At 72.2% G+C, this 22,926-nt stretch carries 22 protein-coding genes; 11 read left to right on the top strand and 11 right to left on the bottom strand.

The features are described 5' to 3' along the window. The first annotated feature begins 43 nt into the window (after positions 1-43). Positions 44-1,603, top strand: a complete 1,560-nt coding sequence (locus tag ACIPWY_RS00260) for a DUF6519 domain-containing protein (protein WP_401531965.1) — start codon at positions 44-46, stop codon at positions 1,601-1,603. Further along, on the top strand, positions 1,603-2,496 hold the full coding sequence (locus ACIPWY_RS00265; protein ID WP_401531966.1) for a peptidoglycan-binding protein: 894 nt from the start codon (positions 1,603-1,605) through the stop codon (positions 2,494-2,496). The genes ACIPWY_RS00260 and ACIPWY_RS00265 overlap by 1 nt, the downstream gene beginning before the upstream one ends. Positions 2,497-2,578: 82 nt before the next feature. On the opposite strand, the gene ACIPWY_RS00270 is transcribed toward ACIPWY_RS00265, so the two are convergent. From ACIPWY_RS00270 to zapE, 7 genes are all read right to left on the bottom strand, one after another. Further along, positions 2,579-3,361, bottom strand: coding sequence for an aminoacyl-tRNA hydrolase (locus ACIPWY_RS00270; protein WP_393700240.1), 783 nt, complete (start codon positions 3,359-3,361; stop codon positions 2,579-2,581). A 57-nt stretch (positions 3,362-3,418) separates the two neighbouring features. Further along, positions 3,419-3,604 (bottom strand): hypothetical protein, encoded by a 186-nt coding sequence (locus ACIPWY_RS00275; protein ID WP_362899162.1) that lies wholly within the window; start codon positions 3,602-3,604, stop codon positions 3,419-3,421. A 44-nt stretch (positions 3,605-3,648) separates the two neighbouring features. Next, complete coding sequence (locus tag ACIPWY_RS00280) at positions 3,649-4,506, bottom strand: polysaccharide deacetylase family protein (RefSeq protein ID WP_401531967.1); 858 nt, start codon at positions 4,504-4,506, stop codon at positions 3,649-3,651. A gap of 89 nt (positions 4,507-4,595) precedes the next feature. Then, positions 4,596-5,459, bottom strand: a complete 864-nt coding sequence (locus ACIPWY_RS00285; RefSeq protein ID WP_362899158.1) for an ABC transporter substrate-binding protein — start codon at positions 5,457-5,459, stop codon at positions 4,596-4,598. A gap of 172 nt (positions 5,460-5,631) precedes the next feature. Then, positions 5,632-6,573 carry a polyphosphate kinase 2 family protein gene (locus tag ACIPWY_RS00290; protein ID WP_401531968.1) on the bottom strand — a complete coding sequence of 314 codons (942 nt, stop codon included), beginning with the start codon at positions 6,571-6,573 and terminating at the stop codon, positions 5,632-5,634. 54 nt (positions 6,574-6,627) lie between these two features. After that, the gene (locus tag ACIPWY_RS00295; RefSeq protein WP_401531969.1) at positions 6,628-8,028 is read right to left on the bottom strand and encodes an alkaline phosphatase PhoX; all 1,401 of its coding nucleotides are present in this window, start codon (positions 8,026-8,028) and stop codon (positions 6,628-6,630) included. Positions 8,029-8,187: 159 nt separating this feature from the next. Then, entirely contained in the window at positions 8,188-9,279 is a 1,092-nt protein-coding gene (gene zapE, locus ACIPWY_RS00300; protein WP_401531970.1) for a cell division protein ZapE, read from the bottom strand. A 37-nt stretch (positions 9,280-9,316) separates the two neighbouring features. On the opposite strand from zapE, the gene ACIPWY_RS00305 reads away from it, so the two are divergent. The 4 genes from ACIPWY_RS00305 to msrB all read left to right on the top strand — a co-directional run bounded on the left by ACIPWY_RS00305 (position 9,317) and on the right by msrB (position 12,634). Further along, a complete protein-coding gene (locus ACIPWY_RS00305; protein WP_362899152.1) occupies positions 9,317-10,090 on the top strand; it encodes a pyrimidine reductase family protein in 774 nt (257 codons plus the stop codon). A gap of 144 nt (positions 10,091-10,234) precedes the next feature. After that, positions 10,235-10,708 carry an indole-3-glycerol phosphate synthase gene (locus ACIPWY_RS00310; RefSeq protein ID WP_362899150.1) on the top strand — a complete coding sequence of 158 codons (474 nt, stop codon included), beginning with the start codon at positions 10,235-10,237 and terminating at the stop codon, positions 10,706-10,708. Positions 10,709-10,818: 110 nt separating this feature from the next. Next, on the top strand, positions 10,819-12,213 hold the full coding sequence (murC, locus tag ACIPWY_RS00315; protein WP_362899148.1) for a UDP-N-acetylmuramate--L-alanine ligase: 1,395 nt from the start codon (positions 10,819-10,821) through the stop codon (positions 12,211-12,213). A 13-nt stretch (positions 12,214-12,226) separates the two neighbouring features. Continuing rightward, complete coding sequence (gene msrB, locus ACIPWY_RS00320; protein ID WP_362899146.1) at positions 12,227-12,634, top strand: peptide-methionine (R)-S-oxide reductase MsrB; 408 nt, start codon at positions 12,227-12,229, stop codon at positions 12,632-12,634. 19 nt (positions 12,635-12,653) lie between these two features. Here msrB and ACIPWY_RS00325 read toward each other — a convergent pair whose 3' ends face one another. Further along, positions 12,654-13,115 carry a hypothetical protein gene (locus ACIPWY_RS00325; protein ID WP_362899144.1) on the bottom strand — a complete coding sequence of 154 codons (462 nt, stop codon included), beginning with the start codon at positions 13,113-13,115 and terminating at the stop codon, positions 12,654-12,656. A 174-nt stretch (positions 13,116-13,289) separates the two neighbouring features. Between ACIPWY_RS00325 and ACIPWY_RS00330 the strand changes: the two genes are divergently transcribed. Then, a complete protein-coding gene (locus ACIPWY_RS00330) occupies positions 13,290-14,171 on the top strand; it encodes a pentapeptide repeat-containing protein (RefSeq protein WP_401531971.1) in 882 nt (293 codons plus the stop codon). Positions 14,172-14,193: 22 nt separating this feature from the next. Here the strand turns inward: ACIPWY_RS00330 and ACIPWY_RS00335 are convergent, their stop codons facing one another. After that, positions 14,194-16,260 (bottom strand): prolyl oligopeptidase family serine peptidase, encoded by a 2,067-nt coding sequence (locus ACIPWY_RS00335; RefSeq protein ID WP_401531972.1) that lies wholly within the window; start codon positions 16,258-16,260, stop codon positions 14,194-14,196. A 67-nt stretch (positions 16,261-16,327) separates the two neighbouring features. Beyond that, entirely contained in the window at positions 16,328-16,798 is a 471-nt protein-coding gene (locus tag ACIPWY_RS00340; protein ID WP_362899140.1) for a universal stress protein, read from the bottom strand. A gap of 144 nt (positions 16,799-16,942) precedes the next feature. Here ACIPWY_RS00340 and cyc2 point away from each other — a divergent pair, with 144 nt between their 5' ends. Then, complete coding sequence (gene cyc2, locus ACIPWY_RS00345) at positions 16,943-19,144, top strand: germacradienol/geosmin synthase Cyc2 (protein WP_393700225.1); 2,202 nt, start codon at positions 16,943-16,945, stop codon at positions 19,142-19,144. 118 nt (positions 19,145-19,262) lie between these two features. Continuing rightward, on the top strand, positions 19,263-19,859 hold the full coding sequence (locus ACIPWY_RS00350; RefSeq protein WP_393700223.1) for a PDZ domain-containing protein: 597 nt from the start codon (positions 19,263-19,265) through the stop codon (positions 19,857-19,859). A 30-nt stretch (positions 19,860-19,889) separates the two neighbouring features. On the opposite strand, the gene ACIPWY_RS00355 is transcribed toward ACIPWY_RS00350, so the two are convergent. Then, the gene (locus ACIPWY_RS00355; RefSeq protein WP_393700221.1) at positions 19,890-20,642 is read right to left on the bottom strand and encodes a metallophosphoesterase; all 753 of its coding nucleotides are present in this window, start codon (positions 20,640-20,642) and stop codon (positions 19,890-19,892) included. 215 nt (positions 20,643-20,857) lie between these two features. Between ACIPWY_RS00355 and ACIPWY_RS00360 the strand changes: the two genes are divergently transcribed. Both ACIPWY_RS00360 and ACIPWY_RS00365 read left to right on the top strand, forming a co-directional pair. Further along, the gene (locus ACIPWY_RS00360; protein WP_393700219.1) at positions 20,858-21,982 is read left to right on the top strand and encodes a M24 family metallopeptidase; all 1,125 of its coding nucleotides are present in this window, start codon (positions 20,858-20,860) and stop codon (positions 21,980-21,982) included. A gap of 5 nt (positions 21,983-21,987) precedes the next feature. Further along, complete coding sequence (locus ACIPWY_RS00365; protein ID WP_393700217.1) at positions 21,988-22,911, top strand: aminoglycoside phosphotransferase family protein; 924 nt, start codon at positions 21,988-21,990, stop codon at positions 22,909-22,911. The last annotated feature ends 15 nt before the right edge of the window (positions 22,912-22,926 follow it).

Genomic DNA, 22,926 nt, shown 5'->3' on the forward strand with positions numbered 1-22,926 from the left:
GCACGACCCACCCGCACTTTCCTGAACCAGGGGGACCCCCTTCATGCACGCTGATCTCTCCCGTCTCACCTTCCACCCCGAGCGGCACTACTCCGCGGTCGTCGCCCAGCAGGGCCGCGTCCAGCTCGACGCCGATGCCAACGAACAGACCGCGATCCAGCTCCACCAGGCCCGCAGCCTCGCCGCGGACCTGATCGGCCGCTACGGCGGGCCGCGCGACGCGGCGGGCTTCCGCATCGAGTACGTGGGCGGCAAGCACGACATCGACACCCTCTACATCCACGGCGGCCGCTACTACGTCGACGGCATCCTGCTCGACGCGGGCCGCCCGGCGCCCGGTACGCCCGTGCCGGACGAGGACGCAGAGAACGCCGAGGACGCAACGGACGCGGCGGCCCCGCCCTCGTACTGGACCTACTGGGACCAGCCCGACGCCTTCCGCGACCCGGAGAAGCCCGGCGACCGGCTGCCCTCGCCCGCGCAGTCGCCCTTCGTGGTCTACCTGAACGTGTGGGAGCGGTCGGTGAACGCGGCCGAGGACCCGGCGCTGCGCGAGGTCGCCCTCGGCGCGGCGATGCCGGACACCGCGGCCCGCGTCAAGGTGGTCTGGCAGGTGCTGCCGCTGTCCCTCGCGGCGCTGGCGATCGAGGACGCCGACCCGTCGAAGGAGGTCGTCCGTGCGGCCTTCGACAAGTGGGCGCAGAGCCAGGGGGCGGCCACCGCCCGGCTGGCCGCCCGCAGCGAGCGGCCCGACCACGCCGACGAGGACCCGTGCCTGGTCAGGCCCGACGCCCGCTACCGCGGTCCGGAGAACCAGCTGTACCGGGTCGAGGTCCACGCCGGCGGCGAGGCGAAGGACGCCACCTTCAAGTGGTCCCGCGAGAACGGCTCGGTCGTCTTCCCGGTCGACGAACTGGACGGCGCCTGGGTGCAGTTGGCGTCCCTCGGTCACGACGACAAGCTCGACCTGGACGTCGGCGACCTCGTCGAGTTCACGGACACCGCCTACGCCTCCCGCCTGGAAGCCCTGCCCCTGCTGCGCGTCGAGGAGCTCGACCTGCCGGGCCGCCGGGTCCGCCTGTCCGCCGAGCCCGAGCCGGGCGTCGGCCGGCTGCCCCACCTGCACCCGTTCCTGCGCCGCTGGGACCACCGCGAGGGCCCGAAGCGCAAGGGCCGCACCGCAGCCCTGAAGGGCGGCGCCGTCCCCGTCACGGAGGGGGAGTGGCTGCCCCTGGAGGACGGTGTCGAGGTGTACTTCGCCAAGGGCGGCACCTACCGGACCGGCGACCACTGGCTCGTCCCCGCCCGCACCGCCACCGGCAGTGTCGAATGGCCGGCGGACGCGGCGCGCCGCCCGCTGCTCCAGGGGCCGGCCGGCATAGCCCGGCATTTCGCCCCGCTGGCCCTGGTCAAGGGCGAGGAGAGCGCCGTCGACCTGCGCCTCGCCTTCGGCCCCCTCGCGATCAGCATCCCGGCCGCGGACGAGGCGACCCTTGCGGCGGAGGAACAGGCACACCGTGAGGAGCTCGCGGCCGAAGGCCCCTCGCACGGGAGGTCGCAGACCACCGCAGAGGCGGAGTCCGCCGTGGAAGGAGACGAGTGATGGCCACACCTCTGAGTGCGTCCAAGCTGGTGGAGATCCTGCGTAAGGAGGGTCTGAAGGTCCACGAGGTGCGCAACTGGCGTTCGCACAACCGCAATACGAAGGGTCCCTGGGGCCCGTTGAACGGCGTGATGATCCACCACACCGTCACCTCGGGCACGGACGCCTCCGTGAACATCTGTTACAACGGCTACTCGGGTCTGCCGGGGCCGCTGTGTCACGGCGTCATCGACAAGAAGGGCGAGATCCACCTCGTCGGCAACGGCCGCGCCAATCATGCGGGGCTGGGCGACAGCGACGTCCTGCGCGCCGTGGTCAACGAGTCGAAGCTGCCGCACGACAACGAGGCCGACACCGACGGCAACCGGCACTTCTACGGCTTCGAGTGCATCAACCTCGGCGACGGCAAGGACCCCTGGCCCGAGGCGCAGAAGGAGGCCATCGAGAAGGTGTCCGCCGCGATCTGCCGTCACCACGGCTGGAGCGAGCGGTCGGTCATCGGCCACAAGGAGTGGCAGCCGGGCAAGCAGGACCCGCGCGGCTTCACGATGGACGGCATGCGCAAGCGGATCGCCGACCGGCTCGCCGGGAAGTCCCAGGGTTCCGACCCGGGGCCCGACCCGAAGCCCACGCCGTCCAAGCCGCAGCACGCCCCGTTTCCGGGCGGCGCCTTCTTCCACAACGGCCAGAAGTCCGCGCTCATCACAGCCATGGGCCGCCGCCTGGTCGCCGAGGGCTGCGACCACTACGAGGAGGGGCCGAGCCCCGAGTGGACCGACGCCGACCGCAAGTCCTACAAGGCCTGGCAGCAGAAGCTCGGCTTCAAGGGCAAGGACGCGGACGGCATTCCCGGCAAGACCAGCTGGGACAAGCTGAAGGTCCCGGCGTCCTGAGAGCCTGACCGGCCAGCCCGCCTACGCCTGCCCGCCTACGCCTGCCCGCCTGCGCCGGTCCGGCGCAGGCGGGCGGGCCCGGCTACGGCCGTCGTGCGCGCGGGAGGGGGCAGAAGTGACTGCCCCCTTCGGCCACGACCGTGTTGCCGGGGGCGATCTCCGTGAAGCCGGCGTCCCGGACGACCGGAAGGCCGCTCGTGGTCAGCTCGCGCCAGCGCTCGGCGTCCGCGGTGCGTACGGAGAGCGGGAAACCGGCGTCGCGCCACTCCGCGCGCTGCTCGTCCGACAGCTCCCACCAGGCCAGTTGCGCGCCGTGGCCCACCTGGGCCATCGACTTGCCTGCCGTCATGTCGAGGTCGGGGCTCAGCCACAGGACCGGCGCCGTGAGGTCCGGGTCCGCCGGGGGCTCCGGGTCGTCCAGCTCCGTCCCCGACACCTGGAGCCGCGCCAGATCCTTGGGCCAGCCGTCGAGCGGGACCGGCGGGAACACCCGTACCTCGGCCGACTTCCCCGTCACCGTGATGCCGTCGAGCGCCTCGGCCCTGCGCCACTCGGCGCCGCGCGCCCGCCGCACCACCTTGCGGATCCGGGCGTCCTGCCAGTCGCGCATGACCTGCGCCCACTCGCCGTCGCCGGTCGCGCGGGCGTCGGAGAGGATCACGAGGACCGCGCGGGCCGCCGTCTCCAGGGCGTCGGTGCGGGCCGGTGGAGCGGCCTTCTCGATCCGCGCCACGAGGGGCAGCACGAACTGCGGCGACTCGTCACGCGCGGTCCGCTCGGACCGGAAGGGGCTGTCCTGCGGCACCTCGGCAGAGGTGTCGGTGCCGGAGGCGTCGTTCGGGAGGGTCTGGTCGTCACTGCTCACCGGACCAGTCTGCCAGGCGGAAGATCGGTTCTTCGCGGGCCTTCGCGCCAGCCGCGATCACCCTGAGCAGGCGGTGCGCTGCGCCTCCTGCCACTCGCAGACGGGGCACAGCGTCACGCCCTTGCGGGACTCGGGGTACTCCGTGGGCTTGCGGCACAGCACGCACTCGGCGAACGGTTCCGGGCTGGTGTCCGGGCTCGTACCGTCCCAGTGGCTCGTACCGTCGCAGTAGTCAGCAGCCATGCGGCCAGCCTAATCGGACCCGACCCAGCCCCCGGTCGCCTCCGCTAGCGGCCCGCCGTCGACCCGATCAGCTCCGACACCCGCACGAGCCGGTACCCGCGCTCCCGCAGCTTCGGCACGACGGCGCGCACCGCTCGCTCCGTCGCCGGGGCCGCGCTGCGGGTGCAGTGCATGACGACGACCGAACCGGGCCGCACCCCGTCGAGCACCTGCTGCGCCACCGCGTCCGAGTCCGTCGCGAACGCGTCGCCGCTCACCACGTCCCACTGCACGGCCGTGACGCCCGCCGGCACCAGCGTCCGCAGGACCTCCTGGTTGTAACACCCGCCCGGGAAGCGGAAGTACGGCACCGTGCGCTTCACGCCGGCCTTGCGCAACGCGGTGAAGGCGCGCTCCACGTCCGACCGCATCTGCGCGGGCGCCATGGTGGGCAGGCCGTAGCACTTACCGGTGAAGGCGTAGTGGCTGTACGAGTGGTTGGCGACCTCGAAGAGCGGATCGCTCCCGATCGACCTGGCCTCGGCCGGGTACTCCTCGGCCCACCGCCCGGTCATGAACACGGTCGCGGGCACCTTCAGCCGGCGCAGTGTCGCGATCAGGGCCGGGTTGTCGAAGTGCTCACCGGCCGCCGCGCGGGGGCCCTCGTCGGCGGTCATGTCGGCGTCGAAGGTGAGGGCGACGGTGCGGTCCCGCGGGTGGGGCGCGTTCTTGAACACGGGGGTGAGACCGGCGGGTCCGGGCGCGAGCGTGGGCGGGCGCGAGGACCCGGCGGAGACGGACGCGTTCACCACCGCCCCCTCCGGGTGCCCGGCGGAGCCACCGCTCCCACCGCACGCGGCGGTTCCGACCCCCAGCGCGCCCAGGGCGCAGACCAGTGCAAATCTCCGTACGTAGGTCATCACGCGGCGACATTAAACGTACTAATGCGATGAATTGCGCACCATGCCGTGAGAGCGGTGCGGCGTCGGGCCAGGCGGGGGAAGGCCGGGGCTCAGGTGTCCCGCAGCGCCCTTGCCACCTGGCCGAAGAACCGTGCGTGCGCGGACTCGCTCGCCGGGAGCTCGGGGTTCCAGGGGAGCAGGCGCGCCCCGGCCGCGACCTGCTGCCAGTACGGGTCCGCCGCGTATTCCTCGCGCGGGGCGGCGTTCGCACGGGAGTCCACAAGCACGATGTCGGGCGTGAGCGCGGCGGCCTGTGCCCAACCGGCGGTGTTCCAGTTGGCGCCCGGCCCCTGCGGCGGTTCGACGGTCCGCACGCCGAGTGCGGTCAGCGCGCTCAGGTCGGGCCACTTGGCGGGCCGGGCCAGATGGACGCTGTCCGGCCCTCCCGGCGACAGGGCCAGCACCCGTCCCGGGTTGTCCCGCGCGGCCTGCTCCAACTCCCGCATGGCGCGCTCCAGTTCGGTCCCGGTTCGGTCCCGCGCACCGAGCGAGCGCGCCAGCTCGGCGAAGCGCTCCCGGACCGCGGTGAGCGAACGGCCCTGCCCGACGTCGACCACGACGACCGGGACGTGCTCCTCCAGGTGCTTCGCCACGTCGGGATCGACGCCGTACACCTGACCGCCGCCGTACGTGACGGCGACGACGAGGTCGGGCTCGGCCGCGAGCACGGCCTCCAGGCCGACGCTCTGGCCCGCCCCCAGGTAACGGACCTCGCCGAGCGGCAGCGTCCCCGCCTTGGCCGGGTCGGCGACATCCCCGTCGTGGAACGAACCGAAGATTCCCACCGGCCGGATCCCGTGGTCCCACAGTGTGGCGCCGGCCTGTATGTAGGCCACCACCCGTAACGGCACGTCCCCCGCGGCCGCCACATGCCCGCGGTCGTCGGTGAACTCCCAGGCTGCGTGTCGCTCCATGTGTCCCGTGTCCTTGTCCCGAGGGGGCGGGCTCCCGGAGAGGGAGCCGTGAAGGGTCCTACGGGTCCCGCGACGGAACCCATAGGACCCTTCCCAAGGCGCCGGGACGGCACGCCAGGTGGCCGGCCGCAGTTGTGCGCCGCCCGGCTGCCGGACGCGACGGCGCAGCCGCCTACCCCTGCGCCAGCAACAGCTCCCGCGCCCCGGCCACGTCGAAGTCCGCCTTCGGGTACCGAGGGTCCAGCGCCTCCAGATGCTCCAGGAGCAGCTTGCTGACAGCCCAGTTGCGGTACCACTTGCGGTCAGCCGGCACGACGTACCAGGGCGCGGCGTCCGTCGAACAGCGCTCCAGCGCGATCTCGTACGCCTCCTGGTACGCGGGCCACAGGGCGCGGTCCTCGATGTCGCCCATGGTGAACTTCCAGTGCTTGTCCGGGTTGTCGAGCCGTTCGAGCAGCCGCTCGCGCTGCTCCTCGTACGAGATGTGGAGGAAGCACTTGACGACCGTCACGCCGTCCTCGGCCAGCGACTGCTCGAAGCGGTTGATCTGGCCGTAGCGGCCGCCCAGCCGGCGGCGCGGGGCGAGGCCGCGGACGCGGGCGGCGAGGACGTCCTCGTACTGCGAGCGGTCGAAGATGCCGATCTCGCCGGGCTCGGGGAGCGCTCGCATGATGCGCCACAGGAACGGATGGGCGCGCTCCTCGGGGGTCGGCGCCTTGAACGCCTTGATGCGGCAGCCGGAGGGGTTGAAGAGGCCGATGACGTGCTTGACCGTGCCGCCCTTGCCGCTGGTGTCCATGCCCTGGAGGATCAGCAGGATCCGGCGCCGGTCGCCCGCCGTACCGGAGGCCCACAGGCGTTCCTGGAGGTCGGCAAGGTGTTCACCCATCTGGGCGATCGCCTCCCGGCCTGCGGCTTTGCCGGAGGGGCCCGCGGGCGTCGCCCGCGCGTCGTAGGAGGCGAGACTCACGGGCTTGCCGGCGGGGATGCGCAGCAGCTCACGAAGCGGGACGGGCCGGTCTGCGGCGACCCTGCCGCGGGACTTCCCGGCGCCCTTGGCCGCCTCGCCCTCGCCCTTGCCGTTCCGCTTCGTGTCCTTGTCGGCCTTGGCCACCACGCACCCCTTCCCGTCAGGTCCCTCGATCGTGCGATGGACCGGGCCCCTGCGCTACCGGTGCCAGGGGCCCGTCACGGCGAAGGTCGTCCCGGGCGTGTAGCAGTTGACGTACATCGTGTCGCCGTCCGGAGAGAACGTGACGCCCGCGAACTCGCCCCACGCCGGTTCCCGCGCCGTGCCGATGTTCTGCCGCCCGCGCGCCATCGCGTACACGTCGCCGCGGCGGGTCACCCCGAAGACGTGCTGCGCGCCCTCGCCGTCCTCGCACACCATCAGCCCGCCGCCGGTGGCGAGGCAGATGTTGTCGGGCTCCTCGCCCGGCAGCTGGACGTCGGTGCTCGGACCGAAGACGATCACCAGCGTGAGGCGGCGCCTCGCGGGGTCGTAGCGCCAGATCTGCCCGAAGTGGTCCGCGGCCGAGCCCTCGGCGCTGTGGGCGAACGAGGAGACGAAGTAGACGCTGCCGCCGCCCCAGTAGCAGCCCTCCAGCTTCTGCGCGTGCGTGATGCCCTTCGGGCCGAAGTCCTGGAGGCGGACGGGGGTCCGCGCGGCGAGCGGGTCGGGTACGTCGACCCACTCGATGCCGTCGAAGGCCGCGCCCGTCTCCTGGATCACGGAGAGGTCGGGCACCCCGGGCACCCGCATCGCCTGAAGCGTTCCGCCCGCCCGCAGGGAACCGAGGCCGCCCTCGGGCTTCTTGGGCAGGAAGCGGTAGAAGAGGCCGAACGGCTTCTCGAAGGCGTCCTCGGTCTCGTAGACGACACCGCGCTTCGGGTCGATCGCGATCGCCTCGTGCTGGAAGCGGCCCATCGCGGTCAGGGGCACGGCGCCCGAACGGCGCGGGTCGGCCGGGTCGACCTCGAAGATGAAGCCGTGGTCCTTGGTGTAGCCGTTCGTGCCGGCCTTGTCCTCGGTCTCCTCGCACGTCAGCCAGGTGCCCCAAGGGGTGGGCCCGCCCGCGCAGTTGACGGCCGTGCCGGCGATGGCGACGCGCTCGGACAGGACGTTGTTGTGCCGGTCGAGCGTGAGCGCGGTACAGCCGCCCTTGCCCATCGGGTCGTAGGTGAGCCCCTCGACAGCCGGTACGGCGATCTTCGCGGTGACGCGGTTCTCGTGGTTGCGGACCAGGTGGACCCGGCCGTGGCTGCCCTTCAGGGCCGTCATGCCGTCGTGGTTGCTGGGCACCCTGCCCTCGCCGGAGCGCAGCGGGTCGCCCTCGCGCGAGAGGACCTTGTAGCGGAACCCCTCGGGCAGGTCGAGCAGTCCGGCGGGGTCGGGCACCAGCGGGCCGTAGCCCTGCTTGCCGAGGCTCTGCGCGGCGGCCGTGCCCGTGAACAGTTCGGAGAGGCTTCCGGCGAAGGCGATCGCGGCGACGGAAGCGCCGCTGCGCGCGAGGACCTGACGTCGTGTTGCGGAGGACTGAGCGGTACGTGCGGCACGTGCTTCAGACATGGGGCAACCTCCTGCTGGCGGACAGGAACGGTGACCCGGTCGTGTGTATCACGCGGCAGGGTTCACCGGAACCACGCGCGTGACGGCCTGTCGCTCATGTCCCGGCCGTCGCACACCATCCCCGCCCGCGCGCCTCACATGCGCGGGAGCCCGCGCGCCTTACTCGCCCACGATCCCCTTGGCGTCCCGCGCGAGCGCGGTCAGCCGGGAGATCGCACGGAAATACTTCTTCCGGTAGCCGCCGTTCAGCATCTCCTCGCTGAACAGCCGGTCGAAGGGGAGGCCGGAGGCGAGCACCGGGACCTCACGGTCGTAGAGCCGGTCGGCGAGCACGACGAGCCGAAGCGCCGTCGACTGGTCGGGGACCGGCTGCACGTCCGTGAGGCAGACCGCCTCGAGGTCGTCCGTCAGCGCGCCGTAGCGGCTGGGGTGCACGCGCGCGAGGTGGTCGAGCAGATGCGGGAAGTCGTCGAGCGAGGCGCCCGGGGTCGCGTACGCCGCCTTCGTCACCTGTTCGTCGGAGAACGGGGCGGGCGCTTCGGGCAGGCCGCGGTGGCGGTAGTCCTCGCCGTCGATGCGCAGGGGGCGGAAGTGGGCGGACAGGCCCTGGATCTCGCGCAGGAAGTCGGCGGAGGCGAACCGGCCCTCGCCGAGTTTGCCCGGCAGCGTGTTCGAGGTCGCGGCGAGTGCGACGCCCGCGTCGACGAGCTTGCCGAGCAGGGTCGAGACCAGGACCGTGTCGCCCGGGTCGTCCAGCTCGAACTCGTCGATGCACAGCAACCGGTGCTCGCCCAGGGTGCGCACGGTCTGCTGGAAGCCGAGCGCGCCCACCAGGTTCGTCAGCTCGACGAACGTGCCGAACGCCTTCTGCTCGGGGGCCGCCGGGGTGGCGTGCCAGAGGGAGGCGAGGAGGTGGGTCTTGCCGACGCCGTAGCCGCCGTCCAGATAGACGCCGCGGGGCCCAGTGGAGGCCGCGGGCTTCTTGGCGAACCACCTGCGCTTACCCGAACCGCTCGCGTGGGCGCCGCCGAGCCCGGCCGCGAAGCCGCTCAGGACCCGCACCGCCTCGGTCTGGCTGGGCTGGTCGGGGTCCGGGATGTACGTCTCGAAGCGGACCGAGTCGAAGCGCGGCGGGGGCACCATCTCGGCGACCAGACGGTCCGCCGGGACGACCGGCTCACGGGCGCACAGGGACAGCGGGGCCGCATCGGCTATCGGACTCTGGGCCGGGGTGGTGGTGGAGGACGACACAGCACCCAACTCTAGACGCCGTGGGACACTGCGTGACATGCGACGCCTGTTCCCTGTGACGTACGAAACAGCAGATCACGCGGCCCACGAACCCCGTGAGTGGAGTCTCGACGAGCTCGCGGACGCCTACGCGTACCCCGCCGGGCAGGACGTATGGCTGCGCGCCAACATGGTCTCCACGCTCGACGGTGCCGCCCAGCACGACGGCCGCTCGCAGGGCATCTCGTGCGCCGCCGACATGCGGATCTTCGGCACCCTGCGCGGGCTCGCGGACGCCGTACTGGTCGGTGCGGAAACGGTCCGTCTGGAGGGCTATCGCCCGGCACGCGCGCGTGAGGCCTTCGCCGCGCGCAGGGAGGCGGCCGGACAGGGCCCCGCCCCGGCCATCGCGGTGATCACCGCGAGCCTGGACCTCGACTTCTCCCTTCCGCTGTTCACCTCGCCCCTGGTCCCCACGTTCGTGGTCACCGGCGCCGGAGCGCCGCCCGACCGGATGGCGGCCGCGCGCAAGGCGGGCGCCGAGGTGCTGATCGCCGGCGAGGGCACCGAGGTCGAGCCGGAGCGTGCGGTCCGGGCGCTCGCGGAGCGCGGGCTCACCCGGCTCCTCACGGAGGGCGGACCCCGTCTCCTCGGCCAGTTCGTGGCCGCACAGGTGCTCGACGAACTCTGCCTGACGCTGTCGCCGATGCTCACCGCCGGAGACGCGCAGCGGATTGCCGGCGGACCGTCCCTGACCGTCCCCGAACGTTTCGAGATGGCTTCTGTACTGGAAGAGGCCGGGTTCCTGTTCACCCGATACCGTCGGAGCTGACAATCAGTGGAATATGCCGTTCCGTTTTTCTTCCGCTGGGCACACTAAATCTCGCAGACCCCGTGCGGTCACGGGGCAGGATGGTTTCCGCAGGGACCGGTCGAGAGTCGACGGCCCACGGAGGAGAGAAGAAGGGCGCCTGTCGTGTTCACGAGCGTATTGATGATCGAGAAGGCCCTGACGTCCGCCGACGTGGAGTTCGTCACCACCTTGCACGGTGACGAGGAAGTCGCTTTCCACGTGCTGCTCCAGCCCCGCGGCGACCAGGCCGACCGCCTGCTGCGGGCCATCGACGACGTCGCCATGGGAGAGCTCGACGACGCGGCGAAGGAAAGAGACGTACCCGAGGGCAAGGACGCCGCGGAGACCGGCGGACAAGCTCTCCAGGTCTCCCTCACCGCGCTCCACCAGGCCGGCTGCCAGGCGGAGGGCCGCCTCGTCGAGGACCACCCCCTGGACGCGCTGAAGGCCCTGGTCGACGAGATCGGCGCCGACGAGGTCATCGTCCTGACCGACCCGCACTACGTGGAGGAGTTCTTCCACCGCGACTGGGCCTCGCGGGCCCGGCACAAGGTGGGCGTCCCGGTTCTGAAGCTCTTCTCGTACAGCAAGGTGTAGGGCCTCTCGTGGTGGGCGGTACAGGGTTGCGCGGGCCGGGCGCGCGGAGAAAGTAGGCTGAGCCTGCCCGCAGTGGGCACGCAGCAGCACACCGTCCCAGGGAGAAACCAATGGCACCCGGCCTGCCCACCGCCATGGACCGACCGCACTTCATCGGCATCGGCGGCGCCGGAATGTCGGGCATCGCGAAGATCCTCGCGCAGCGCGGCGCCCTGGTCGCCGGCAGCGACTCCCGGGAGTCCGCCACGGCCGAGGCGCTGCGCTCGCTCGGCGCCACGGTCCACATCGGCCACGACGCCGCGCACCTCGCGCCGGACGCCACCTGCGTCGTCGTCTCCTCCGCGATCCGCGCCGACAACCCCGAGCTGGCCCGCGCCGCCGAGCTCGGCATCCCGGTCGTCCACCGCTCCGACGCGCTCGCCTCCCTCATGGACGGCCTGCGCCCCATCGCGGTGGCCGGTACGCACGGCAAGACGACGACCACGTCGATGCTGGCGGTGTCGCTCTCCTCCCTGGGCCTCGACCCCTCGTACGCCATCGGCGGCGACCTCGACGCCCCTGGCTCGAACGCGCTGCACGGCGAGGGCGAGATCTTCGTCGCCGAGGCCGACGAGTCGGACCGCAGCTTCCACAAGTACGCGCCCGAGGTCGCCATCGTCCTCAACGTCGAGCTCGACCACCACGCCAACTACGCGTCGATCGACGAGATCTACGAGTCCTTCGAGACCTTCGCCTCCAAGATCGTCCCCGGTGGCACCCTCGTCATCGCCGCGGACCAGTCCGGCGCGGTCGAGCTCACCCGCCGGCTGCGCGACACGACGTCCCTCAAGGTCGTCACGTACGGCGAGTCGGAGGCGGCCGACGTCCGCATCCACAAGATCACCCCGCGTGGCCTGACCAGCGAGGTCACCGTCCTCCTCGACGGCAAGCTGCTCACCTTCACCGTCTCGGTCCCAGGCCGCCACTACGCGCAGAACGCGGTCGCGGCACTCGCCGCCGGCGTCGCGCTCGGCATCCCCTCCCGCAACCTGGCCGCGGCGCTGAAGTCGTACACCGGCGTCAAGCGCCGCCTCCAGCTCAAGGGCGAGGAGAACGGCGTACAGGTCATCGACTCGTACGCGCACCACCCCACCGAGATGTCCGCCGACCTCGAGGCGATGCGCTCGGCCGCGGGGGACTCCCGGATCCTCGTGGTCTTCCAGCCCCACCTCTTCTCCCGCACCCAGGAGCTCGGCAAGGAGATGGGCGCCGCCCTCGCCCTCGCCGACGCGTCCGTGGTCCTGGACATCTATCCGGCCCGCGAGGACCCGATCCCCGGCATCACCAGCGGCCTCATCATCGACGCGGCCCGCGCGGCGGGGGCCGACGTGGACGCCGTCCACGACAAGGCGACCGTGCCCGACGTGATCGCGGGAATGGCCAAGCCGGGCGACCTTGTTCTCACCATGGGCGCGGGCGACGTCACGGAGCTCGGCCCGCAGATCCTTGATCGCCTTGCCAAGTGAAGGACTGAGCTGAATGTCGTACGACGTCGAAAAGCCGGACGAGGAGTGGCGCGCGGAGCTGACCCCGGCGGAGTACGCGGTACTGCGCCAGGCCGGCACCGAGCCCGCCTTCGTCGGTGAGTACACGGACACCAAGACCGAGGGTGTCTACTCCTGCCGCGCGTGCGGCGCGGAGCTCTTCACCTCGGGCGAGAAGTTCGAGTCGCACTGCGGCTGGCCGTCCTTCTTCGACCCGAAGGACACGGACGCCGTCGAGCTGATCGCGGACCGCTCGCACGGCATGGTCCGCACCGAGGTGCGCTGCGCCCGCTGCGGCTCGCACCTCGGGCACGTCTTCGAGGGCGAGGGCTACCCCACGCCGACGGACCAGCGGTACTGCATCAACTCGATCTCGCTGAAGCTGGCACCGAAGGCGGGCTGACCGGGCATCCGGCGGAGGCTCAGTCCTCCGCCGGCGTCTCCGGGCGCATCAGCGGGTGGACGACGCCGGGGAAGACGCGGGCCCGGACCACCGGCTCCGCGTTGCCGCCCTGCACCACCGTCTCGGCGATGCCCCACGGGCGGCCGGGCAGGACGACGGTCAGCGTGTACGAGGACGCGCAGCCCATGCAGTCGTACTTGTCCAGCCACGTCTCTACGTCGGTGAGGCTGCCGGGGGCGCGGCCCACGTGGCGGTGGCGGGCGTGGCAGCGGTCGCACTTCTCGCCGGGCTCGCACGTGCCGCCGCAGGGGCAGGGGACGTCGAGGGAGTCCGCGGGCCGCCAGCGCTGGGTGCGCACGGCCTCCGCGGTGGCGCCCATGTCCTTCATCGCCTTGAGGTTCTTCGCGGCGACGACGTACGACTCTCCGGTCGACGTCATCCGGTGCCGGATCACGTGCTTGCGTCCGCGGTTCGTCGTCATCTGATTTCCTCCTGGGTTCACGCAGCCCGCCAGGAGGCCCACGAGATCGTTCCTCCCCCACGGTACCGGGCCCGGCGGGTGACCCGGGCCCGCGCCGGACCGCCGCCCGTGCCATCAGGGAGTATGGGGCGCGCCACCCCGCAGACACCACATACACGTAGGAGACCGGGCCCGTTGTCCCAGAAGCGCGAAACCCGTCCTGAGACCGTGGCGACCGACGGCTCCGGCCCCGGCGCCGTCCCTGAGGCCGGGCACCGCCGCCGGCTCGACCTGCGCGCCGACTGCGGGAGCTGTTTCGGCCTGTGCTGCGTCGCGCTGCCCTTCGCCAAGTCCTCCGACTTCGCCGCGGACAAGGCCGCGGGCCGGCCGTGCCACAACCTCAAGGACGACTTCCGCTGCGGCATCCACACCACGCTCCGTGACAAGGGCTACGCGGGCTGCACGGTCTTCGACTGCTTCGGCGCCGGTCAGCAGGTGTCACAGGTCACGTTCGGCGGCGAGGACTGGCGTACGTCGCGCGGGACCGCGCGCGCCATGTTCGACGTCTTCCCCGTCATGCGCCAACTGCACGAACTCCTCTGGTACTTGACCGAGGCGCTGGAGCTCGACCGGGCCCGCCCGGCACACCAGGAGGTGCGGCGCGCCCTCGACGGGATAGAGGAGCTCACCCGCGCGGACGCCGCCACCCTCGCCGCGGCCGACGTACCCGCCCTCCGCGGCGAGGTCAGCGAGACGCTCCTGAAGGTCAGCGAGCTCGTACGGGCGGCCGTGCCCGGCCGCAAGAAGAACCACCGGGGCGCCGACCTGATGGGCGCCCGCCTCAAGGGCGCCGATCTGCGGGGCGCCAACCTGCGCGGCGCCTACCTGATAGCGGCCGACCTCACCGGCGCCGACCTGCGCGAGGCCGACCTCATAGGGGCCGACCTCCGTGACGCGCGTCTTCAGGGCGCCGACCTGACCGGCAGCATCTTCCTCACGCAGGCGCAGGTCAACGCGGCCCGCGGGGACGGCTCGACCAGGATCCCGGCCACCTTGAGCCGACCCGCGCACTGGTAGGCACGCGTCTCCCGGCGGGTGGTCAGAGGCCCAGGGACTTCTTCAGGAAGTCGAGCTGGAACAGCAGCAGGTTCTCCGCGACGTCCTCCTGCGTGACCATGTGCGTCGCGCCCGGCAGCGGCAGCACCTGGTGGCTGCGGCCCGCCGCGAGCAGCGCCGCCGACAGGCGCAGGGTGTGCGCGACCGCCACGTTGTCGTCGGCGAGCCCGTGCACCAGCAGGAGCGGCCGGCGCAGCAGGGGCGCGTCGGCGATCAGGGAGCAGCGCTCGTAGTTCTCGGGCTCCTCGTCGGGATGGCCGAGGTAGCGCTCCTTCCAGTGGGTGTCGTACAGCCGCTGGTCGGTGGGCGGCGCGCCCGCCACCGCCGCGTGGAAGACGTCGGGCCTGCGCAGGACGGCGCCCGCGGCGAGGAACCCGCCGAACGACCAGCCCCGGATCGCGACCCGCGTCAGGTCGAGGTCGGGGAACTCCGCCCCGGCCGCCTGCACGGCCGCGACCTGGTCGTCCAGCGCGTGCGTCAGGATGTCGCCGCGGATCTCCTTCTCCCATGCGGGACCGCGCCCCGGGGAGCCGCGCCCGTCCGTGACCAGGACCGCGAAGCCCTGCTCGGCGAACCACTGCGACACATGCGCGGGCCAGCCGAGGCCGCGCGTGGCGACCAGCAGGTGCTGGCCCCCGTACGGGTTGACCAGGACGGGGAGCTTGCCGCTGCCCGGTGTGTGCCACGACGGCAGGAACAGCTGGCTGCGCAACTCCCGCTCGCCGAGCCGCAGATGGACGGGCCGCGTGGGGACGACGGGACGCTCGGCGAGCGAGGCGATCTCCCCGACCGGCTCGCCCTTCCGCGTCACCTCCACGGTCGTACGGTCCTCCCGGCGGCTCACGAGGACCGTGGTGCCGCCCACGGAGACCGCCGTATGCACGCCCGGCGTGTCCGTGAGCCTGACGCGGCCCGCGTCGGGCGCCCAGGTCCACACATGGGTCTCGGTGGGCTCGTCACCACCCTCGAACAGCACCGACTCGCCCTGTACGCCCAGGACTTGACGGACCTGGAGGCCCACCGGGGTCACCGGCTTCCCGGCCACGACGAGGCGGCGCGTGTCCTGCTCGTCGCGGGTGGTCACCAGTGCGCCGGACGCCGTGCGGCACGGGGCGCCCGGGACGAGCTCGACCCAGGCCGCGTCGCGCTGCTCGTCGAGGACACGGGTGGCGCCCGTCGAGGGGTCCACGGCCAGCGTGCGCAGCGTCCGCTGGTCGCGGCTCTGCACCGCGGCGAACGGGCCGTGCGCGTCCCACCCGGCGACGGGCACGTACTCGAACGCCCCACGGTCCCAGTCCACTTCGGCCCGCGAGCCGTCCAGGCGCAGCACATGGAGCGACACGTCGGCGTTGGCCGTACCCGCCGCCGGATAGCGCACGGCGCGGGGCGGCGCCGAAGGGTCGGCCGGGTCCGAGAGATACCAGCGCTGCACGCGCGACGTGTCCACGCGCGCGGCGAGCAGCGCGCCGCCGTCGGGCGCCCACCAGTGACCGCGCGCCCGGCCCATCGACTCCGAGGACGCGTGGTCGGTCAACCCGTAGGTGATGTCCGGGCCTTCGGGCGCCGCAAGCCGCCGGTCCTCGCCGTCGAGCGTGACGACGTGCAGGGCGCCACCGGTGACGTACGCGACCGAGCGGCCGTCGGGGGACAGGCGCGGGTCCACGACCGGGCCCGCCGCCGACACGGGGAACGGGACGCCGTCCGCGACACGGACGGCCCAGAGCGCACCGGACAGGGCGTACACGACCGTGCGGCACTCGGCGTCGGCCGAGTACGAGACGAGCCCGACCGCGCTCTCGCGCGCCCGCTCCCTGCGCACGCGCTCGGCGGCCGGCACGTCGCCCGCGCGCGCGGTGCGTGAGACGTCCACGAGGACGCGCTCTGCACCGTCCTCGTAGAGCCACAGCGCGCTCACGGGGTCGGCGCCGCCTCCCGTACGCAGGAACAGGACGCGCTCGCCGTCCGCCGAGACCGTGAACCGGCTCGGCGCGCCCAGGGCGAAGCGGCGCGTACGGGCGTACTGGCGTGGGAACTCTCGGGCATCGTCCATGGGGGCACTCTGGCACGCCCCGCTGACACCCCGTCGGGCGGCCGACGGGGACGGCCCACCACCCGGGTCAGGCGGCGGACTTGTCCCGCACGACCACGACCGAGCAGTGCGCGTACTGCGTGACCTGCTGGCTCACCGAGCCGAGCATCGCCCCCTTGAAACCGCCGTAGCCGCGGGTGCCGACGACCAGGAGTTCGGCCGCCCCGGACGCCTCGACGAGGACCTTCGCGGCGTGCCCCTGCATGACGCGGCTGTGCACCGGGACGGGCGGGTTCTCGCCGACCGTCTCCGTGACGATGTGGATGAGCTTGGCGCGCGAGGTCTCCTCGGGGGAGAGCAGCTCGCGGCCGCCCGCCGCCGTGTCTCCGTCAGCGGGCCCGCTGAGGCTGAAGGGGTTCGTGGACCACTCCCAGCTCATGACGGCGTGCACCCGGCCGCCGACGAGCGTGGCCTGCCGCACCGCCCAGCGGAGGGCGTCCTTCGAGTGCTTCGAACCGTCGACACCGACGACGATCAACGGCTCCGTGGCCTGGCTCACCGAGGACTCCTCAGAGGGGGATCGGGTGGGATCGGGTACCGCCCTTTTCCCCGCCCCGGGGCCGCTCAGTCGAAGGTTCACGCGATGGTGCGATCATGTGCCGCCGTCCGGATGCCCGCCGAGGGCCACGGGTAGGGCCGGGCCATGACGCAGCCGTTCGAACTGCCGCACTTCTACATGCCGTACCAGGCGCGGCTCAATCCACACCTCGACGAGGCGCGGGCGCACTCCACGCGGTGGGCCCGCGAGATGGGCATGCTGGAGGGGTCCGGCATCTGGGAGCAGAGCGACCTCGACGCGCACGACTACGGACTGCTGTGCGCGTACACCCATCCCGACTGCGACGGGGCCGCCCTGTCGCTCGTCACCGACTGGTACGTGTGGGTCTTCTTCTTCGACGACCACTTCCTGGAGACGTTCAAGCGGACCCAGGACCGAGAGGGCGGCAAGGCCTATCTGGACCGCCTGCCCCTGTTCATGCCGATGGACCTGTCGACCCCCGTGCCCGAGCCGCAGAACCCGGTCGAGGCGGGCCTCGCCGACCTCTGGGCGCGCACCGTCCCCGCCATGTCGGTGGACTGGCGCAGAAGGTTCGCCGAGTCGACCGAACACCTCCTCAACGAGTCGATGTGGGAGCTGTCCAACATCAACGAGGGGCGGATCTCCAACCCCGTCGAGTACATCGAGATGCGCCGCAAGGTCGGCGGCGCGCCCTGGTCGGCGGGGCTCGTCGAGTACGCCACCTCCGAAGTGCCCGCGGCTGTCGCCGGGTCGAGGCCGCTGCGCGTCCTGATGGAGACGTTCTCCGACGCCGTGCACCTGCGCAACGACCTCTTCTCGTACCAGCGCGAGGTCGAGGACGAGGGCGAGCTGAGCAACGGCGTGCTGGTCCTGGAGACCTTCTTCGGGTGCACGACACAGGAGGCGGCGCAGACCGTCAACGACATCCTCACCTCACGCCTCCACCAGTTCGAGCACACCGCGCTCACCGAAGTGCCCGCCCTCGCCGTCGAGAAGGGGCTCACGCCGCCCGAGGTCGCCGCGGTCGCCGCGTACACGCGGGGCCTGCAGGACTGGCAGTCGGGCGGCCACGAATGGCACCTGCGCTCCAGCCGCTACATGAACGAGGGGGCGACCGGGAGCGACCCCCTGGCGGGGCCCACCGGAATCGGCACGTCCGGTGCGGACGTCGGCGCGCTGCTCGCCTCGGCCGGCGCCGAACGCCTGCGCGCCTACACGCACGTGCCGTACCAGAAGGTGGGGCCCTCCCTGCTCCCCGACTTCTACATGCCGTTCCGGCTCCGGCTGAACCCCGGCCTTCAGGAGGCCCGCCGGCGCATCACCCCCTGGGCGCACGCCATGGGCATCCTGGAGGAAGGCATCTGGGACGAGGACAAGCTGGCCGCCTACGACCTGCCCCTGTGCTCGGCCGGTATCGACCCCGACGGCGGCCAGGACGCCCTGGACCTGAGCGCCGGCTGGCTGGCCTGGGGGACGTACGGGGACGACTACTACCCGCTCGTGTTCGGGCACCGGCGTGACCTCGCCGCGGCGAGACTGTGCACCGAACGGCTCTCCGCCTGCATGCCTGTCGAGGGTGGCGAGATCCCGCCGCCGGTGAACGCGATGGAGCGCGGCCTCGCCGACCTGTGGGTCCGCACCGCCGCAGGCATGACGACCGAGCAGCGGCGCACCCTGAAGGCGTCCATCGACGTCATGACGGAGAGCTGGGTGTGGGAGCTGTCCAACCAGCTCCAGAACCGCATCCCGGATCCCGTCGACTACCTGGAGATGCGCCGCGCCACCTTCGGCGCCGACCTCACCATGAGCCTGAGCCGGATGGGCCACGGCCCCGCCGTGCCGCCCGAGGTCTACCGCAGCGGCCCCGTCCGCTCCCTGGAGAACGCGGCCGTCGACTACGCGATGCTCCTGAACGACGTGTTCTCGTACCAGAAGGAGATCGAGTACGAGGGAGAGATCCACAACAGCATCCTCGTCGTGCAGAACTTCTTCGGCTGCGACTACCCGACCGGACTCGGCGTCGTGCACGACCTGATGACGCAGCGCATGCAGCAGTTCGAGCATGTCGCCGCCCATGAATTCCCCGTCCTGTACGACGACTTCAAGCTGTCGCGGGAAGGCCGGGCGGTCATGGACGGCTATGTGGCGGAGCTGCAGAACTGGTTGGCCGGGATCCTCAACTGGCACGCTGAATGCCGCCGTTACGGAGCCGCCGACCTGGCCCGGCGCGCACATGGATTCGTGCCGGGACGGTTGCCGAACCTCTTCACCCGGAACCCGGGATTCACGACACCGTCGTGGGGTGCGGTGACTCCTGTGGGGTGACGGCGGACACGGAGGGTGCGGAGGCTGACCGGGTGCCAGAAATGCCCGGTTCAGTCTCACTCGTTCGGGGATCGTCGCGCCGGGTGCGGACGGGTAGAGCTTTGGCCGGAGGTGGGCTATGGAACAGACCGCGTTGCGCCCCAAGTCGATGCCCGGAGCCCCGCGTCGTGAGGCGCCGGCCGCCGCCCGGGGGAAGGGTCCGGGCGGCCGCCGCCCGCATGCGGCACGGCGGCGTGGCAGGCGCCTCGTCACCCTGCTGCTCGGGCTGCTGTTCGGGACGGTGCTCGTGCTGTCGGGCGTCGGCCTCGGCACGGTCGGCGCGGCCGTCATAGGGATGAGCAAGCTGGCCGAGATGCAGCAGCAGGCGGGGGCGGCGCCGCGGCCTCCGGCGGTGCCCGCGCCGTCCGCAGCTCCCACGGGGCTGCCGTCGCCGTCGGCGCGCCCCGTGCGGGCGGCGCTCGGCGTCGAGGTGGTGGACGCGGCCAAGGGTGCGGGGGCGCTGCTCGTGGGCGTGCACGTGCCCGGTCCCGGCTACACGGCGGGTCTCGTCCGCGGCGATGTCCTGACCGCCTTCGGCGAGACCCGCATCGACTCCGCGGGCGCCCTCGCCCAGGCGGTGGAGTCCGCGCGTCCGGGCCGGCAGGTCACGCTGACGGTCCGGCACGAGTCGGGCGCGCGCCAGGTGTTGGCGGTGACTCCTGGAGTGGTGACCTAGGGTCGCCCGTTCGGATCGGGCGGCCGAGGGTCACACGACCCGGAAGTGCGTCGTGAGCCTCTGCTCGTCGTCGAGGATGTGGAAGGCCAGGCCCACCGGGGCGTCCCGGTCCGCCACATCCTCGCCCTCCCAGGGCAGCCGCAGCGTCCAGGTCACGCCCGGACCGATCACCAGGGGGCGGCCCGCGAACACCGTGGCGGCCGGGGTGTGCGCGTGGCCCGCGATGATCCCGGCGATCTCCGGCCGCCGCTCCAACAGGGCGGCCAGCGCCCGCGGTTGGGCCAGCTGGTAGGCGTCGGGCAGCGGGTGGTGCAGCGCCACCGGCGGATGGTGGAACGCGAGCAGGACGGGGCTCTCGCCGTCGAGCCCGTCGAGGGTGTCCTCCAGCCAGCCGTACGTCTCCTCGTCGAGCCGGCCCTCGTCGGCGCCCGGAATGCTGGAGTCGCACATGAGGACCACGGCGCCGCCGACGTGGTGGGAGCGGTTCACCGGTCCCTCGGCCGCGGGTTCGCGCAGCAGCGCCTTGCGGTAGGGCGCCCGGCTGTCGTGGTTGCCCGGGCAGGTCAGGACGGGGAAGGGTGCGTCGCCGTCGTGCAGCCCCAGCAGCTCCGCCGCCTCCTCGTACTCGGACTCCGCGCCGTGGTCCGCGATGTCGCCGGTGACCAGGAGGGCGTCGATCGGGCCGGGCAGCGCCCGGAGGTGGTCGATCACGCGCCGGGCGCGCGCCGTGGCGCGCGGGGTCCCGTCGAGGTGCAGGTCGCTGATCTGAGCCAGTACAAGCATGGTCGTACGTCCTCCGGAGAAGGGGCTTAACGGATGCTGTCGATCTAACCATTAGATGTAATGGTTGAGCAATGAATAGGCATTAGGGAGCGGTCTGGCCGGGCGGCGCGCGCATGTGGGAACAGACTCGCGTCAGGCCCGTCGGCCGGGCAGGATGCTGCCCGTACGTCCTGTTCGGAGAAGCAAGGTTCAGCTCGGAGCACCCGGAGGACCGGATGACCGCCACGCCCGCGCCGTTCACGGCCGACGACTACAAGGCCCGCATGGAGCGCGCCGCCCGGTCCGCGGCCGACGCGGGACTCGCCGGCGTCCTCGTCGCCCCCGGCCCCGACATGGTCTGGCTCACCGGCTACGCGCCCACCGCCGACACCGAGCGCCTCACGATGCTCGTCCTCGCCCCGGGCCAGGACCCCGTACTCGTCGTGCCCACCCTGGAGGCCCCAGACGCCGCGAAGGCGGTGGGGGCGGACGCCCTCACCCTGCGGGACTGGACCGACGGCAAGGACCCCTACGCGGTGACCGCGCCCCTCCTCGACGGCTCCGGGCGCTTCGGCATCAGCGACAACGCGTGGGCGATGCACCTCATCGGGCTGCAGAAGACCTTGCCCGACACGTCGTACGCCTCCCTCACCGAGGCCCTGCCGATGCTGCGCGCCGTCAAGGACGCGGCCGAACTCGCACGCCTCACGGCCGCGGGCGAGGCCGCCGACGCCACGTACGAGGAGATCAAGACGGTGCCCTTCGCGGGCCGCAGGGAGAGCGACGTCGCGGGCGATCTCGCCGATCTCCTACGGCAGTTCGGGCACTCCCAGGTCGACTTCACCGTCGTCGGATCGGGCCCGAACGGTGCCAACCCGCACCACGAGGCGGGCGAACGAGTCATCGAGAACGGGGACATGGTCGTCCTCGACTTCGGCGGCCTCAAGCACGGCTACGGCTCCGACACCTCCCGCACCGTCCACGTCGGCGAGCCGACCGCCGAGGAGCAGCGTGTCCACGACGTCGTGCGCGAGGCGCAGGCGGCGGGCTGCGCGGCGGTCAAGCCGGGCGCCGCCTGCCAGGACGTCGACCGCGCCGCCCGCGCGGTGATCACCGAGTTCGGCTACGGCCAGTACTTCATCCACCGCACCGGCCACGGCATCGGCGTCACCACGCACGAACCGCCCTACATGATCGAGGGCGAGGAACAGCCCCTCGTTCCCGGAATGTGCTTCTCCGTGGAGCCGGGCGTCTATCTGCCGGGCCGCTTCGGCGTACGGATCGAGGACATCGTGACGGTCACCGAGGACGGCGGACGAAGGCTGAACAGCACGCCACGGGACATGGCGATCGTGAGCTAGACGCCATGTCCGACGCCCCGCCCACCCAGGACACCGTACGCAGACTGCTGGACGCCCTCCTCCCCGACGGTGGGCAGCTCGACGTCGGTCCCGTGGCCGAAGGCGGCGAGCACTCCACCTGGTGGGTCGGCACCCGCTATGTGCTGCGCCTCGCCCTCGACGCGCCGTCGTCCGCCCGTCAGCGCCGCGAGATCAGGCTCCGCGACCTCGTGCGCCAGCACGTCGGCATCGCCGTGCCCGCCTCTCTCGCTTCCGGCGAGTGGGCGAGCGGGCGCACCTACACCCTCGACACCCGGCTGCAGGGTGCCTCGGGCGACGTCGTCGACGTCACCGCGGCCGGCGAGGAGGATCTCGCGGGGCTGCTCGGCGGGCTGAGGGAGGTGCCCGCGGCGCGGGCCGAGGCGCTCGGCCTCGTCAGGACGCCGCCGCGCTCCCTCGACATGCTGCGCCGGGAGGCGGCTCGGTCCGCCGAACTCCTCGGCCGTGACGGCGAGTTCGAACCCGCGCGCCTCGCGCAGCTGGCCGCGCAGGCCGCCGCGCAGCTCGCCCCGCAGCCCGGCGCCGTCGTGGTCCACCACGACCTCAAGGGCGAACACCTCACCGTGACGCCCGACGGCAGGGTGCGCGGAGTGCTCGACTGGACCGACGCCGTCCTCGGCGACCCGGCCGAGGACATCGCGGGCCTGAGCATCGCGGTCGGCGCCCGCGCGGCCGTCCGCGCGGCGACCCTCGCCGGTTACGGCCCCCGCGCCAGCCTGCGCGGCCTGTGGCTGGCCCGCTGCGACACACTCGTCCGCCTCGGTGAGCGCCTCCACGGCACGGACGACAGCCCCGTGCCGCTGCTGCGCACCCAGCTGGAGCGCGCATGGGAGGCGATCCTCCTCGAACTCGTGACGGAGCTCGCCGACAAGGACCCGGAGGCGGGCTGAAGCCTTTGACGGGCC

This window comes from Streptomyces sp. NPDC090032 (assembly GCF_044748025.1).
In the GTDB taxonomy this organism is placed as follows: Bacteria; Actinomycetota; Actinomycetes; order Streptomycetales; family Streptomycetaceae; genus Streptomyces.